We start from the raw sequence: 14,840 nt of genomic DNA on the forward strand, positions 1-14,840 counted from the left end.
TATTCTTTGAAGGAGAAGAATATGAAAAGAACAGAACTAAGAGAGATTGTCTTTAAATCACTATATCAATTAGAAAATAACAAAACTGATTTAACAGTAGAAGAAGCGATTCAATATTTAGTAGAAGATTTTAAAGGTGAACAATATTTATACGTGAAGAACTTTGTTAAAGAAGTGATAGAGAAAAAAGACGAATTAGATGAAATTGTAAGTCCACATTTAAAAAACTGGACATTAGACCGTTTACTTAAGACTGATAGAATCATCTTGAGAATGGCAACTTATGAATTAAAATATACAGATACACCAGAGAAAGTTATATTTAATGAAGCAGTAGAAATTGCGAAAGTATACAGTGATGATGATCACTATAAATTTATTAATGGTGTATTAAGCAGTTTATCAAAAAGTTAAAGAGTGATATAAATGGATAAGTATTTATCAGTTACAGCAATAACTAAATATATCAAATATAAATTTGATCAAGATCCACATCTACTTAATGTCTTTATTAAAGGTGAAATATCAAACTTTAAAAGACATTCAAGTGGTCATCTTTACTTTGCCTTAAAAGACGATAAAGGTGTACTCAGTGCAATGATGTTTAAATCGAGCGCAAACCAATTGTCGTTTAATCCTAAAGAAGGTGACCAAGTACTTGTTGAAGGTAGAATTGGGGTTTATGAATCAAGAGGTGCTTACCAAATTTATGTTCAATCTATGCAATTAGATGGTGTTGGTCTTCTGTATGAAAAATTCGAAGCACTCAAAAAAGAATTAGCAGAAAAAGGTTACTTTGACCAAGATCATAAATTAAGCATACCTAAATATCCTAAGAAAATCGCTGTGTTGACAGCATCGACTGGCGCTGCAATAAGAGATATATGTTCTACTTTAGATAAGCGATATCCACTTGCAGAACAAGTGTTAATGAGCACGTTAGTTCAAGGTAAAGGAGCTAAGGATAATATCATTAACAACATCAAAGAAGCTGATTCCATGGGCGTTGATGTTATTATCGTTGGTCGTGGTGGTGGATCTATTGAAGATTTATGGAGCTTCAATGAAAGAGAAGTTGTAGAAGCCATTTATCATTGTAAGACGCCTGTTATTTCAGCAGTTGGTCATGAAACGGATACGACATTAAGTGATTTTGTCAGTGATGTAAGAGCTGCAACACCAACACAAGCTGCAGTTATTGCGACACCAGATATTAATGCGCTGTATCAACTGATTTCAAATGCTAGACAGTATTTAACAAAACATATCACGCAATCTATACAGCAAGATAAACATAAATTAAAACAACTTTCATCATATTATAAATTGAAGACGCCTTCGTTATTATATGATCAAGAAACTCAGAAGTTAGATGAATTACAAAAACAATTATCTAGAAATTTAGAACAAACTGTTACGCGTAATAATCATAAGTTAGATATCTTACAAAATAAATTGCGAATCACACCAATTTATAATAAGACTTTTCAATTTAGACAAGATTTTGATCGTTTAAATATGCTTCAAACTCAACTCGTTAATCGTATTATCAGTCAAAAAAGACAAGCTCTGACAAGCAAGTTAGCGCAATTAGATGCGTTAAGTCCGACTCAAATCATGTTAAGAGGTTATTCAATTATCGAAAAAGATGATAAAATCATTACAAGCAAAAATGATTTAAAAATTGACGATGATATTACAATCAATTTAAAAGATGGTAAAATAAATGCTAATGTTAAGGAAATTAGGTGACAAATGTGGCTAAAGAACAAACTTTTGAAGAAATGATGGAAGAATTAGAAAAAGTCGTCGGTAAATTAGACGAAGAAAATATTTCTCTTGAGGAATCAATTGAACTTTATCAAAGAGGTATTGAATTAAGTAGTAAATGTGAAACGAAACTTAAAGCAGCTGAAGATAAAGTAAATAAACTTGTTCAAAAAGAAGGTGATTCAGATGAGTCAAATCATGAATAGTTATGTAGACAAGTTCACTGAATCACTTAATCAAACGAAACTAGATTCAGTTGTAAATACACAATTAGAAGAAAGTATGCGCTATTCTTTATTAGCAGGTGGTAAACGTATTCGTCCTGTACTATTATTAATGACTTTATCGATGTTAAAGACAGATATTAATAAAGGAATGGAAACTGCAAAAGCACTTGAAATGATACATACATATTCCCTTATACATGATGATTTACCAGCTATGGATAACGATGATTATAGACGTGGAATGAAAACGAATCATAAAATCTATGGTGATGCGACTGCAATCTTAGCTGGTGATGCACTATTAACAAAAGCTTTTGAACTGATAACTAAAGATACATATATAGAAGCTGACGACAAAGTGAAATTAATCAGATTGCTTTCTGAATCAGCAGGCCATCAAGGTATGGTAGGTGGACAAGTGTTAGATATGGAAAGTGAAAACAAAGAAATTTCGCTAGATACATTACGCAAAATCCATAGATATAAAACTGGTGCACTGATCCGTTTTTCTGTTGTTGCAGCTTGCACAATCGCTAAAGTTAATAGTAAGACATTCTTATTACTTGATTCATTTAGCCAAGAATTAGGATTAATATTCCAAATTAAAGACGATTTACTAGATATTGAAGGGGATTTCGATAAAATAGGTAAGTCAGTTGGTAGTGACGTTGCGAATCATAAGAGTACTTATGTGTCACTATTAGGTAAGACGAATACTAAAGTTGCTTTAGAACAACATGTGAATCAAGCGTTATATTTACTTGAACAATTAGAAGATCAATATAACACTGAAGAACTCAAGTCTCTCACAAAATTATTTGCAAATAGAGAAAATTAATCTATCTAATAATTAAGATGACTGGTCACAAGAATCGGGCTAAAGGTGGTTAAAAAATGGATGTTTCAAAAATAAAAAACCCATCCTTCCTCAAAGATTTATCTCATCAAGAACTTGAACAACTGAGCAGTGACATTAGGAAATTTTTAATTGAAACTTGTTCAGTAACTGGCGGACATATTGGGGCAAATTTAGGTGTGGTTGAATTAACATTGAGTCTACATAAACATTTTAATAGCCCTGTAGATAAGATATTATGGGATGTTGGACATCAAACATACATTCATAAAATATTAACCGGAAGAGGCCACGAATTTAATTCTTTGCGACAATATAAAGGATTATGTGGTTTTCCTAAAATGAAAGAATCCGAACATGATGTGTGGGAAGCTGGACATAGTTCAACTTCTTTATCTGCTGCTGTGGGGATGGCAAAAGCAAGAGATATATTAGGACAAGATCATCATGTTGTACCTGTAATTGGTGATGGTGCTTTAACAGGTGGTATGGCACTAGAAGCGTTAAACCACATAGGCCATGACAAAACAAATTTAACGATTATTTTAAATGATAACGAAATGAGTATCGCACCAAATGTCGGTGCAATGCACAATATGTTTGCAAGAATACGATCAAACCAAAATTATAATCGCTTTAAATTTGATGCTGAAAGTTTGATTAACAGATTGCCTGGTGGAGATTTGTTAAAAGACTCTGCGGATAAAATTAAAGACAGTTTAAAATATTTAGTCGTAGATGGCATTTTCTTTGAAGAACTCGGCATTAAATATATTGGTCCTGTAGATGGACATAATTTTAAAGCATTAGATGAAGCGATCACCGTTTCTAAACAAATGGACAAACCTGTTCTCATACACGTTGTGACTAAGAAAGGGAAAGGTTATAAACCTGCTGAGAAAGATATAATTGGGACTTGGCATGGTTTAGGACCATATAAGCTTGAAACTGGTGAAGTGATAAAAGGAAATGCTGAAGGTCCTGCATGGAGTGCTTTAATGAGTGATGAAGTATTAGCTTATGCGCAACAAGATAAACGAATTGTTGCAATTACGCCAGCAATGCCTGTTGGATCAAAATTAACTAAATTTCAACAAATGTTACCCGAACAATTTTTTGATGTAGGTATTGCTGAACAGCATGCTGTTACGATGGCAGCAGGACTAGCAACACAAGGCATGAAACCATATGTCGCAATCTATTCAACTTTTATGCAACGTGCTTACGATCAGTTGTTACATGATGTAGATCGTCAAAACTTAAACGTATTATTTGGCGTTGATCGAGCAGGACTTGTTGGAGCTGATGGAGAGACACACCAAGGTGTATTTGATGTTGGCTTTTTAAGTCAATTTCCTAATTTTACAATCATGATGCCTAAAGACGGTAATGAAGCGAAAAATATGATCAAAACTGCATTTGAAACTGACCATGGTCCAATGGCGATCAGATATCCAAGAGGGAATGCGCCATTACTTGATGATTATAAAAATAGTGAACGACTAAAAATAGGATCTTGGAATGTTGAAAGAAATGGTGATGATTTAACAATTATAAGTTATGGGCCAACAGTATCACTTGTAACAGATGTAGCAGACGAACTATTAAAAGAAGACATCCATATCAATATTGTTAATGCTCGGTTTATAAAACCTATGGACTATGACATGCTTCATAATCTCGGTAAAGCGTCTAAACCGATCCTGACAGTTGAAGAAGCTATGTTGACTGGTGGTTTAGGAAGTCAAATTGCTACTTTTATGAATGACAATGATTATCATAATACTATGCGTAGAATAGGTATAAATGACACGTACATTGAGCACGGTGATGTAGGTTTATTATTAGAAGATATTGGTATCTCTAAATCAAATATTATATCTACCGTCAAATCTTTAATTAAGTAGTTAAGAGAAATATATGAATATTTATGTTGAAAAAGACGCTTTAGTATATCTAAAGCGTCATTTAAATGTTTATAGCGCTTACATTACTATTTTTTTCAATTTTATGCTATTATAAGTGTATAAATATTCATTAACAGAGGTGTATGTAATGGCGAACAAAACAATGCGTCAGATTAAGATAAGAGAAATAATTTCTAACGAACAAATTGAAACACAAGAAGAATTAGTCAAAAGACTAAATGAATATGATTTGAATATCACACAAGCTACTATATCTCGTGATATTAAAGAACTTCAATTAATTAAAGTTCCAGCACCTTCTGGTCAGTATATCTATAGTTTACCTAGAGACCGTAAATATCACCCGATTGATAAATTAGGTAGATATTTAATGGATTCATTTGTAAAAATTGACGGAGCAGATAATTTATTAGTCCTTAAAACATTACCAGGTAATGCGCAATCAATTGGTGCAATTATTGACCAAATCGATTGGACAGAAGTAATTGGGACGATATGCGGTGATGACACATGCTTAATTATTTGTAAAGATACTGAAGCAGCTGAAGTGATTACGGATAGAATTTTTAATATGCTTTAAAGGAGATTTAATATACAATGTTACAAGCACTTACAATTAAACAATTCGCTATAATTGAATCTTTAGAAATTAATTTTTCAGGTGGACTAACTGTTTTAAGCGGTGAAACTGGTGCTGGTAAATCTATTATTATAGATGCTATTGGTCAGTTAGTAGGTGCAAGAGCCTCACAAAGTTTCGTGAGACATGGCGAACAGAAGGCGATAATTGAAGGCGTATTTGATATTGATAATGTACCTAACGTCAATAAGATTTTAAGTGAGTTAGATATCGACTTTGACGAAGATTTCTTGTTTGTAAAAAGAGAAATCTTTGCTTCAGGGAAAAGCATATGTAAATTAAACAATCAGAATGTAACGCTATCTGATTTAAAAATTGTCATGCAAGAATTACTTGATATTCATGGGCAACATGAAACACAAATATTACTTAAACCTAAATATCATTTATCATTGTTAGATGATTATGCTGATGGTACTTATCAAGCTGAAATTGATCAATACGACGAGACCTTTCAATCTTATCGCTTAAAGAAACAAGAACTTGAAAAGTTAGAATCTCAAGACCAAGCATTATTACAAAGATTAGATTTAATAAAATTCCAACGAGATGAATTACAAGATGCGAATTTAAAAGAAGACGAAATTGATTTTTTAAATCAAGAAATTAAGAAACTTCAAAATCACGAAAAAATAAACGAAAGTCTTAATAAAGCGCATATGTTATTGAGTAGTGAAGAAAACATTACTGATAAAATTTATGAGCTTAATCAAGAAATTCAACATATAAACGATATTATTCCGGATAAATACACTGCTTTTAGTGAAGAATTAGATCAAATGTATTACACTTTAGAAGACTACAAACATGAACTATATAATGAGTTAACGTCTAATGACTTTGATGAATCTTTACTAAATGAGTATGAGTCTAGATTAAATGTACTCACAGACCTCAATCGTAAATATGGCAAAAGCATACCTGAATTAATCAAATATAGAGATAAAATTGACGATGAAATTTATAAAATTGAGAACTACGAACAAAGTACTTCTCAATTACGTGAAGAAATTAATGATCTTTATACAAACGTTGTAAAATATGGAGAAGCACTATCAGCTAAAAGAAGACAAGTTGCGTTGAACCTGAGAGATAGATTAGTTGAAGAAGTACAGAATTTACACATGCAAGATGCGAATATTGAAATTACATTTACTAAAACAAAGCCTACTCAATATGGCTTAGAAGAAGTAGAATTCTTAATCAGCCCAAATAAAGGCGAACCATTAAAAAGCTTAAATAAAATAGCTTCTGGTGGTGAACTATCGAGAATAATGCTTGCGTTGAAAAGTATATTTGTTTCTTCAAAAGGACAAACAGCAATTTTATTCGATGAAGTAGATACGGGTGTATCTGGTAGAGTCGCACAAAAAATGGCTGAAAAAATGCATCAAATTGCGCAAATACTTCAAGTGATATGTATTTCGCATTTACCTCAAGTTGCAGCAATTAGTGATAATCATTTGTATATTGCTAAAGAAACCGTAAATGATAGAACGACGACTTCTATAAAACAATTAGATGGTGAAGATAAGATAGATGAAATAGCAAGAATGATATCAGGTGTTGAAGTTACAGAATTAACACGACAACACGCTAAAGAAATGATTATACAAAACAAAAATTTAAAATAGAATGATTCGTTAGGGTGTTAAGCATGGTAATTAAGGTAGCAATAATAGAAGACTCGAAAGCATATGTTAGTGAAATGGCACAATATTTAAAGAAACACGATATTGAAATTGTTAATATTGGATACAACGGTAAAGAGGCACTCGACATTTTAAATGGAGAAGTTTTCGATGTTCTTCTATTAGACTTAATCTTGCCACATATAGATGGCATGACTTTGCTTAAAAAATATATAAAACAAAATAAGCAATTTAAAGTGATATGTATGAGTGCTTTTGTAAGTGATGATGTCTTAAAAGAATCTGTTTCATTAGGAGTAGATTACTTCTTAATTAAACCTGTTGAGTTTGATGTCTTGTTAGATACGATACAACGTGTATTAACAACAACAGATTCTAATATAGAAGAAATGGACGCTTTAGATTTATTACTAGAGAAAATCGGATTTTCATCAAATTTAAACGGGTACGAATATATTAAGTATGGTGTACACCTTATGCTTCAATATAATCGTAAGATGCCGTTAACTAAAGAACTATATCCTTTAATTTCTCAAAATTATAATATTCAAGCGAATAATGTGGAAAGGTCTATCAGACATGCTATTAAATTAGCTTGGGATAAAGAATTAAAGTCCTATTGGTATAACAGCGAAAAATTGTATGTACGACCTACAAATGGTGAGTTTTTATTACATCTATATGAAAAGTTTAAAAAAGAGACTAGGTAAGCCTAGTCTCTTTTTTTGGCATTTTGTTTCTTCATAAAATGTTCTTGTGCGCGTTTATTTTTCTTTTCACGATGCAGTATATAACCCCCAATGAACACTACACCAAATACAAAGAAGATAAAGCCTAATAAAAACTGTAACCAAATAAAATGTAATTGTGGAACAAGTTGTCCAAAAACAGCATCTCTCATCCATTTAATACCTAGTCCTGCAATGATACCTGGTATGACCAAAATGAGTAATGCAATATACTTTTGCATAAGTTAAAACTCCTATTAATTAATAACTTATATTATATATGAGATAATGAGTAAAAGTAAACATTGAAAAAATGGAATAAACGGTACAATTTGATTATGATAGTAATAGGAGGGGATTAAATGCTTTTTAAAGATATGATAAAAAACGGCCAAAATATATCAGCTACAATTGCTGTATGTAAATCAAATGATGAAGGTGTCATTAAAGCAATTGTTAAAGCGATTAAACATACAAAAGCTAGATTCATGTTGTTTGATGAACGACCACAAGATGAGTTGATCAGGTCATTTAATTTAACACATGAAGAATTAAATAGAATAGAAATTATTCAAACACTTAACGAAGAACATACTGTATCTCAATGTGTACAAGCTGTAGCAGATGGAAAAGCAGACTTAATAATGAAAGGGCTAATTTCAACTTCAGAATTATTGAAAGAAGTTTTAAAAGATAAATATAACTTGAAGACCAACTATAGAATGAGCCATATCGCGATATTTAATATACCTGAGTATCACAAGATGTTAACCGTATCAGATGTTGCAATGAACATTACACCAAATATCGAACAAAAAATTGAAATCACATCGAATTTAGTTTATTCGCTCAAAAAAATTGGTATCGACTCACCAAAAATAGGGGTACTTTCTGCAATTGAAAATGTAAATCCGAAAATGCAGTCGTCGGTTGATGCGAAAGAAGTCGTATCTTATTTCACTCAAGAAAAACCAGACCTTGAAATAGAAGGTCCAATTGCGTTTGATGCTGCAATTAATAAAAAAGCATCCATTATTAAAAAAATAGATTCAAAAATATCAGGTAATGTTGATGGTTTAATCGTCCCTCAAATTGAAAGTGGCAATATTTTATATAAATCACTCGTTTATTTATCGAACGCTGATGTAGCATCTGTTATAATTGGGGCAAAAATACCCATAATTTTAACTTCTAGATCAGATTCATCACAAGATAAATTTCATTCTATTTGTAGTGCGTTAATGCTTATTTAGTATATTATAATAACAAATTAATAACTATACTCTTTATTTCAAAGTATTGAAAGAGCTTACAATGCTTTTATATCAATAAAGATTGAATTTTCTAAAAATTTTTACTTTTTGTAAGCGCTATCATTTTTCGTCAATTTATTTGATAAATAAAACATTTCATGTAAAATTAGAAATGAAGTTATTATATTAAAGTTGAAAAGGGGATTATTATGTTATTTGAAACGATAGAAAAATATGACTATGAGCAAATAGTATTTTGTCACGATAAAAGTTCAGGATTAAAAGCAATCATTGCGATTCATGATACAACATTAGGACCAGCACTTGGCGGTTGTAGAATGTGGCCATATGAAAGTGAAGAAGAAGCTATTAATGACGCATTACGCTTATCAAGAGGTATGACATATAAAAATGCTGCAGCTGGTTTAAACTTAGGTGGCGGTAAAACAGTTATTATCGGCGATCCTAAAAAAGATAAATCAGAAGCTTTATTTAGAGCTTTAGGTAGATATGTAGAAAGTTTAAATGGTCGTTATATCACTGCTGAAGATGTAGGAACAACTGAAGACGATATGGATATTATCTTTGAAGAGACTGATTACGTAGTTGGTTTATCTGAAAGTCACCAATCTAGTGGTAACCCAAGTCCTAAAACTTCATTAGGTGTATTTGTTTCTATGAAACGCGCAGCTAAAGAAGCATTTGGAACAGATGATTTAAACGGGAAAACAGTTGCTGTTCAAGGTGTTGGACACGTTGCTTACGAACTATGTCGTTATTTACATGAAGCAGGTGCTCAATTAGTTGTAACGGATATTAACCAAGAAGCTGTAGATAGAGTTGTAAATGACTTCAACGCTCAAAGTGTCGGTATTAATGATATATATGATGTAGATGCTGATATCTTTGCACCTTGTGCTTTAGGTGGCGTATTAAATGATGATACTATCGCACGTTTAAAAGTTAAAGTCGTATGTGGTAGTGCAAACAACCAATTACAAGACATAGATGTACACGGTGCTCAATTAGAAGATAAAGGTATTGTATATGCGCCTGACTTCGTTGCTAACTCTGGTGGTGTTATCAACGTTGCGGATGAATTAGATGGATACAATGAAGTACGTGCTATCTCAAACATTGAAAAAATCTATGACCAAATGGATAAAGTGTTTGAAATTAGTAAGCGAGATCAAATTACTACTGCACGTGCAGCTGAAATTTTAGCTGAAGAACGCATTGAACAACTTATGAATGTTAGAAGTAATTTCTTAAAAACTGAAAGATCTATCATTTCTAGAGGTAAAAAATAATGAAAAAAATTCTTGTACTTAATTTAGGAAGCACATCATCTAAAGTTGCAGTATTTAATAACTATGATATGTTATTTGAGGATGTTATCAGACATGATATCGATCAAACTAATCTTCCATTAATTGATCAAGTCCCATTTAGACTTGAAAGTATCAAGAACTCATTAAACCAACATCATATCTCACTACAAGCAATAGATGCTATTGCTTGTAGGGGTGGTGTTTTAAAGCCTATACAAGGTGGAACATATCTTGTTAATAACATCATGTATCAAGACTTGAAATCTTTTAAATATGGATTTCATGCCTCAAATTTAAGTGGTATTATCGGCTATACATTTGCTAAAGAATTAAATATACAGGCTTATATTGTTGATCCAGTCGTCGTAGATGAATTAATACCAGAAGCAAGAATTACTGGCATTAAAGGTATTGAAAGACGCAGTATCTTCCATGCATTAAACCAGAAATCAGTCGCTAAACAATATGCAGCTGATATGAACAAAGCATATGAAGATATTAATGTCATCGTCGCACATCTTGGAGGCGGTATAAGTGTAGGTGCTCATAGAAAAGGAAGAGTCATCGAAGTTAATGACGGCTTGTTAGGCGAGGGTCCATTTAGTCCTGAAAGAGCTGGCTCCATTCCAAATGATGCGTTAATTAAATGGGTTATTGATCACGATTTAAATGCTAAAGAAGCTAATAATGAATTAAGTAAAAATTCTGGGTTATTATCATATTTTGGTACAAATGATTGTTTAAAAGTAGAACAAATGATGGAAAATGGCGATAAAACTGCTAAACTTGTCTTAGATGCTATGTGTTATCAAATTGCTAAATCAATAGGGTCTTGCGCGGTCGTTTTAGAAGGTCAAATCGATCAAATTATCATAACTGGCGGATTAAGTTATTCAAAATATATCACAAATAAAGTAAAACAATATGTATCTTGGCTACAAAATGTTACTATATATAAAGGAGAAAAAGAAATGCACGCCTTAAATATTGGCGTAATGGACCTCTTACACGGTAAAATTAGTACCAAGTCATATGAATAAGGAGTAATACTATGTCTAAAGAATATGATTTAGTCGTTCTAGGTGGCGGTACGGCAGGCTATGTATCAGCAATTCGTGCTTCACAACTAGGAAAAAAAGTCGCAATTGTAGAGAAATTTAAGTTAGGTGGAACTTGTTTACATAAAGGTTGTATACCTACAAAATCATATTTAAAAACTGCAGAAATTTTAAGATACATACAACATTCAAACGAATATGGTATTAAAACTGCTTCAGCTGATTTTGAAATGACGGATGTTGTTGCTAAGAAAGATGAAACAGTTACTACGATGTACAATGGTGTACAAAGTTTGATGAAAAAATACAAAATTGACATTTACGAAGGTAATGGGAGAATTCTCGGACCTTCATTGTTCTCGCCTCAAGCTGGAACAGTATCTGTTGAATTTGAAAATGGCGAATCAGAACTACTCGTTAATCAACATGTATTAATTGCAACAGGGTCAAGACCAATTGAATTACCATTCTTAAAGTTTAACCATCAAACCATCATTTCAAGTGATGATATGATGCAATTAGAAACGTTGCCTGAAAGCATGTTAATTATCGGTGGCGGTGTAATTGGACTTGAGTTTGCATCTTTACTAAATGATTTAGGTGTAAAAGTAACAGTTGTTGAAGCTGGGCAATCCATTATCCCTAACGAACAACGAGAAATCAGTAAAACGATTAAACGTAGCTTTGAAGAAAATGGCATAACCATTCATGAGAAATGTCCTTTATCCGAACAAGATGTCAACATACATGATAAACATGTAGATGTCACACTTCAAAATGAGCAACAAACTTTTGAAAAAGTATTAGTCGCAGTTGGTAGAACACCGAATACTGAAGATTTAGGATTGAACAACACAAAAATAAAGACCGATGAAAAAGGCTATATACTAACAAATGATGTTTATCAAACAGATGATAAACATATTTATGCGGTTGGAGATGTCATCGGCAATTATCAATTAGCACATGTTGCAACTAAAGAAGGCACAATTGCAGTAGAGCATATGTTTGATCAAAATCCTATCACATTAGATTACTTAACAGTACCAAGATGTATATATACAAATCCTGAAATTGCATCGATAGGGATGACTGAACAAGATGCAAAAGCGCAAAATATTAATTTCAAAAAATTTAAAGTACCATTTAAAGCGATTGGCAAATCCGTCATCGAAAATAATGGACTTGGTGAATGTATATTAATTAAAGATATAGACAATGAAAAAGTGCTTGGCATTCATATGATTGGTGCAAAAGTGACTGAATTAATTAATGAAGCAGCTCTATTTACATTTATGAATGGCTCTACTGAAGAACTAGCAACTACTGTACATGCACATCCTTCAATTGGAGAAGTGCTCATGGAACTAGGGTTAAAATCTGAGAATCGTGCTATTCACGTCTAAAGAGGAGAGATTAGATGTTAGATTATAAGACTGTCGGATTAACGCATGAAGACTTAAAAGAAATTTATAAATGGATGTTATTAGGTAGAAAAATTGACGAAAGAATGTGGCTACTTAACCGAGCAGGTAAACTACCGTTTGTTATTAGTTGTCAAGGTCAAGAAGCAACACAAATTGGCACATATTATGCACTAAAAGACGAAGACGTATTAGCACCTTACTATAGAGATTTAGCTTTAGTTACAGCTCGTGGTATTTCTGCAGAAGAATCTATGTTAGCTGCATTTGCAAAACAAGGTGATACTTCAAGTGGTGGTAAGCAAATGCCATCTCATTTTAGTAAAAAAGATTTATCTATTTTAACGCAAGGTTCTTGTGTAACAACTCAAGTGTTACATGCAGTTGGCGCAAGTTTATCACTTAAAATGGATGGCAAAGAAGCGATTGCACTTGCTACTTTAGGTGAAGGTAGTACGAGTCAAGGTGATTTCCACGAAGCAATGAACTTTGCTGGTGTTCATAAGTTGCCATTTATTTGTATTATCGAAAACAATAAATATGCCATTTCGGTACCAAGTCACTTACAGTACGCAACAGATGATTTATCATCTAGAGCTGCAGGTTACGGTGCATTTGGTGAACAAGTGGATGGTAATGATCCTATAGCTGTTTATGAAGCAGTTAAACGTGCAAGAGAACGTGCAATAAATGGTGAAGGACCAACACTTATTGAAGCATTATGTAGTCGTTTAACACCTCATTCTTCAGATGATGATGATAATTATCGTCCGGCAGAAGAAATGAAAGAAGTAAAAGACAGTGATTGTATGATTAAATTCAAAGAATATTTAGTTGAACATCAAGTTACAAACGATGAATGGTTCAGCCAAATTGAAGATGAAATTAAACAAGAAATCAATACTGCTACTAAAAATGCAGAAAAAGCACCTTATCCATTACCGGAAGAAGCTTTAACACATGTATATGATCAAGGAGGCGAAAAGAATGCCTAAGTTATCCTATCTTGACGCGATTAATCAAGCAATGGACCAAGCGATGGAAAAAGACAATAATGTATTTGTTATCGGCGAAGATGTTGGTCTAAAAGGCGGCGTATTTGGCGCAACTAAAAATTTATACAACAAATATGGTGAAGGACGCGTGATCGATTCACCATTAGCAGAATCAAATATAGTGGGTGCTTCAATTGGTGCAGCTATGATGGGTAAAAGACCGGTATCTGAAATTCAATTTGCAGAGTATATCGTTCCGGCAACAAATCAAATCATCAATGAAGCAGCTAAAATAAGATACCGTTCTAATAATGATTGGGATTGTCCTTTAACAATTAGAAGTCCATTTGGTGGCGGAATTCATGGCGCATTATATCATTCACAAAGTATTGAGAGTATATTCTGTTCAACACCAGGCTTAAGAGTTGTCATTCCATCAACACCATATGATGCTAAAGGATTACTTCTTGCGGCAATTGAAGATAATGATCCTGTACTATACTTTGAACATAAAAAAGCATACAGACTATTAAAAGAAGAAGTTCCTGAAGAATATTATACTGTACCAATCGATAAAGCAGATGTTAAACGAGAAGGTTCAGATATTACAGTATTCACTTATGGATTATGTGTAAATTACGCACTTCAAGCAGCTGAAATATTATCAACTGAAGGTATAGATGCAGAAATAGTAGATTTACGTTCATTATATCCACTAGATAAAGAAACAATTATTAATTGTGCGAAAAAGACTGGCAAAGTATTGGTTGTAACTGAAGATAATTTAGAAGGTAGTGTCATGAGTGAAGTATCTGCCATAATAGCTGAAAATTGCTTATTTGATTTAGACGCACCAATTGCAAGACTTGCAGGTCCAGACGTACCAGCTATGCCATTTTCACCACCTATGGAAGATTTCTTTATGATGAATCCTGTGAAAATAGAAGAAAAAATGAGAACGTTAGCTGAATTTTAGGA

At 32.6% G+C, this 14,840-nt stretch carries 15 protein-coding genes; 14 read left to right on the forward strand and 1 reads right to left on the reverse strand.

What is annotated here, in order from left to right; translation table 11 throughout:
• Positions 1 to 21 precede the first annotated feature (21 nt).
• The 8 genes from nusB (at position 22) to LQ622_RS05195 (ending at position 7,783) form a co-directional block, all read left to right on the forward strand.
• Positions 22 to 414, forward strand: coding sequence for a transcription antitermination factor NusB (gene nusB / locus LQ622_RS05160; protein ID WP_025904941.1), 393 nt, complete (start codon positions 22 to 24; stop codon positions 412 to 414).
• Positions 415 to 426: 12 nt separating this feature from the next.
• Positions 427 to 1,752, forward strand: coding sequence for an exodeoxyribonuclease VII large subunit (gene xseA / locus LQ622_RS05165; protein ID WP_239761967.1), 1,326 nt, complete (start codon positions 427 to 429; stop codon positions 1,750 to 1,752).
• Positions 1,753 to 1,784: 32 nt separating this feature from the next.
• Positions 1,785 to 1,976, forward strand: a complete 192-nt coding sequence (gene xseB, locus LQ622_RS05170) for an exodeoxyribonuclease VII small subunit (RefSeq protein ID WP_153653573.1) — start codon at positions 1,785 to 1,787, stop codon at positions 1,974 to 1,976.
• The gene (locus tag LQ622_RS05175) at positions 1,957 to 2,835 is read left to right on the forward strand and encodes a polyprenyl synthetase family protein (RefSeq protein ID WP_126477500.1); all 879 of its coding nucleotides are present in this window, start codon (positions 1,957 to 1,959) and stop codon (positions 2,833 to 2,835) included. Before xseB ends, LQ622_RS05175 begins: the two co-directional genes overlap by 20 nt.
• 56 nt (positions 2,836 to 2,891) lie before the next feature.
• Positions 2,892 to 4,760 (forward strand): 1-deoxy-D-xylulose-5-phosphate synthase, encoded by a 1,869-nt coding sequence (dxs, locus tag LQ622_RS05180; protein ID WP_239761963.1) that lies wholly within the window; start codon positions 2,892 to 2,894, stop codon positions 4,758 to 4,760.
• A gap of 148 nt (positions 4,761 to 4,908) precedes the next feature.
• Complete coding sequence (gene ahrC / locus LQ622_RS05185) at positions 4,909 to 5,361, forward strand: transcriptional regulator AhrC/ArgR (RefSeq protein WP_025904936.1); 453 nt, start codon at positions 4,909 to 4,911, stop codon at positions 5,359 to 5,361.
• 17 nt (positions 5,362 to 5,378) lie between these two features.
• On the forward strand, positions 5,379 to 7,055 hold the full coding sequence (gene recN / locus LQ622_RS05190) for a DNA repair protein RecN (protein WP_239761960.1): 1,677 nt from the start codon (positions 5,379 to 5,381) through the stop codon (positions 7,053 to 7,055).
• Positions 7,056 to 7,078: 23 nt separating this feature from the next.
• A complete protein-coding gene (locus LQ622_RS05195; protein ID WP_025904934.1) occupies positions 7,079 to 7,783 on the forward strand; it encodes a response regulator in 705 nt (234 codons plus the stop codon).
• Between the two features lie 2 nt (positions 7,784 to 7,785).
• On the opposite strand, the gene LQ622_RS05200 is transcribed toward LQ622_RS05195, so the two are convergent.
• Positions 7,786 to 8,043 carry a DUF2627 family protein gene (locus tag LQ622_RS05200; RefSeq protein WP_025904933.1) on the reverse strand — a complete coding sequence of 86 codons (258 nt, stop codon included), beginning with the start codon at positions 8,041 to 8,043 and terminating at the stop codon, positions 7,786 to 7,788.
• 120 nt (positions 8,044 to 8,163) lie between these two features.
• Here LQ622_RS05200 and LQ622_RS05205 point away from each other — a divergent pair, with 120 nt between their 5' ends.
• From LQ622_RS05205 to LQ622_RS05230, 6 genes are all read left to right on the forward strand, one after another.
• Positions 8,164 to 9,054 carry a phosphate acyltransferase gene (locus tag LQ622_RS05205; protein ID WP_239761956.1) on the forward strand — a complete coding sequence of 297 codons (891 nt, stop codon included), beginning with the start codon at positions 8,164 to 8,166 and terminating at the stop codon, positions 9,052 to 9,054.
• Positions 9,055 to 9,263: 209 nt separating this feature from the next.
• The gene (locus LQ622_RS05210) at positions 9,264 to 10,364 is read left to right on the forward strand and encodes a Glu/Leu/Phe/Val dehydrogenase dimerization domain-containing protein (protein ID WP_025904931.1); all 1,101 of its coding nucleotides are present in this window, start codon (positions 9,264 to 9,266) and stop codon (positions 10,362 to 10,364) included.
• Positions 10,364 to 11,425, forward strand: a complete 1,062-nt coding sequence (gene buk / locus LQ622_RS05215; protein WP_239761954.1) for a butyrate kinase — start codon at positions 10,364 to 10,366, stop codon at positions 11,423 to 11,425. Before LQ622_RS05210 ends, buk begins: the two co-directional genes overlap by 1 nt.
• Positions 11,426 to 11,436: 11 nt before the next feature.
• Positions 11,437 to 12,849, forward strand: a complete 1,413-nt coding sequence (gene lpdA / locus LQ622_RS05220; RefSeq protein WP_239761953.1) for a dihydrolipoyl dehydrogenase — start codon at positions 11,437 to 11,439, stop codon at positions 12,847 to 12,849.
• A 14-nt stretch (positions 12,850 to 12,863) separates the two neighbouring features.
• Positions 12,864 to 13,862 carry a thiamine pyrophosphate-dependent dehydrogenase E1 component subunit alpha gene (locus LQ622_RS05225; RefSeq protein WP_239761952.1) on the forward strand — a complete coding sequence of 333 codons (999 nt, stop codon included), beginning with the start codon at positions 12,864 to 12,866 and terminating at the stop codon, positions 13,860 to 13,862.
• Positions 13,855 to 14,838, forward strand: a complete 984-nt coding sequence (locus LQ622_RS05230; RefSeq protein WP_048539745.1) for an alpha-ketoacid dehydrogenase subunit beta — start codon at positions 13,855 to 13,857, stop codon at positions 14,836 to 14,838. The genes LQ622_RS05225 and LQ622_RS05230 overlap by 8 nt, the downstream gene beginning before the upstream one ends.
• The last annotated feature ends 2 nt before the right edge of the window (positions 14,839 to 14,840 follow it).

Origin of the sequence: Mammaliicoccus sp. N-M50 (assembly GCF_022386995.1) — a bacterium.
In the GTDB taxonomy this organism is placed as follows: domain Bacteria; phylum Bacillota; class Bacilli; order Staphylococcales; family Staphylococcaceae; genus Mammaliicoccus; species Mammaliicoccus sciuri_A.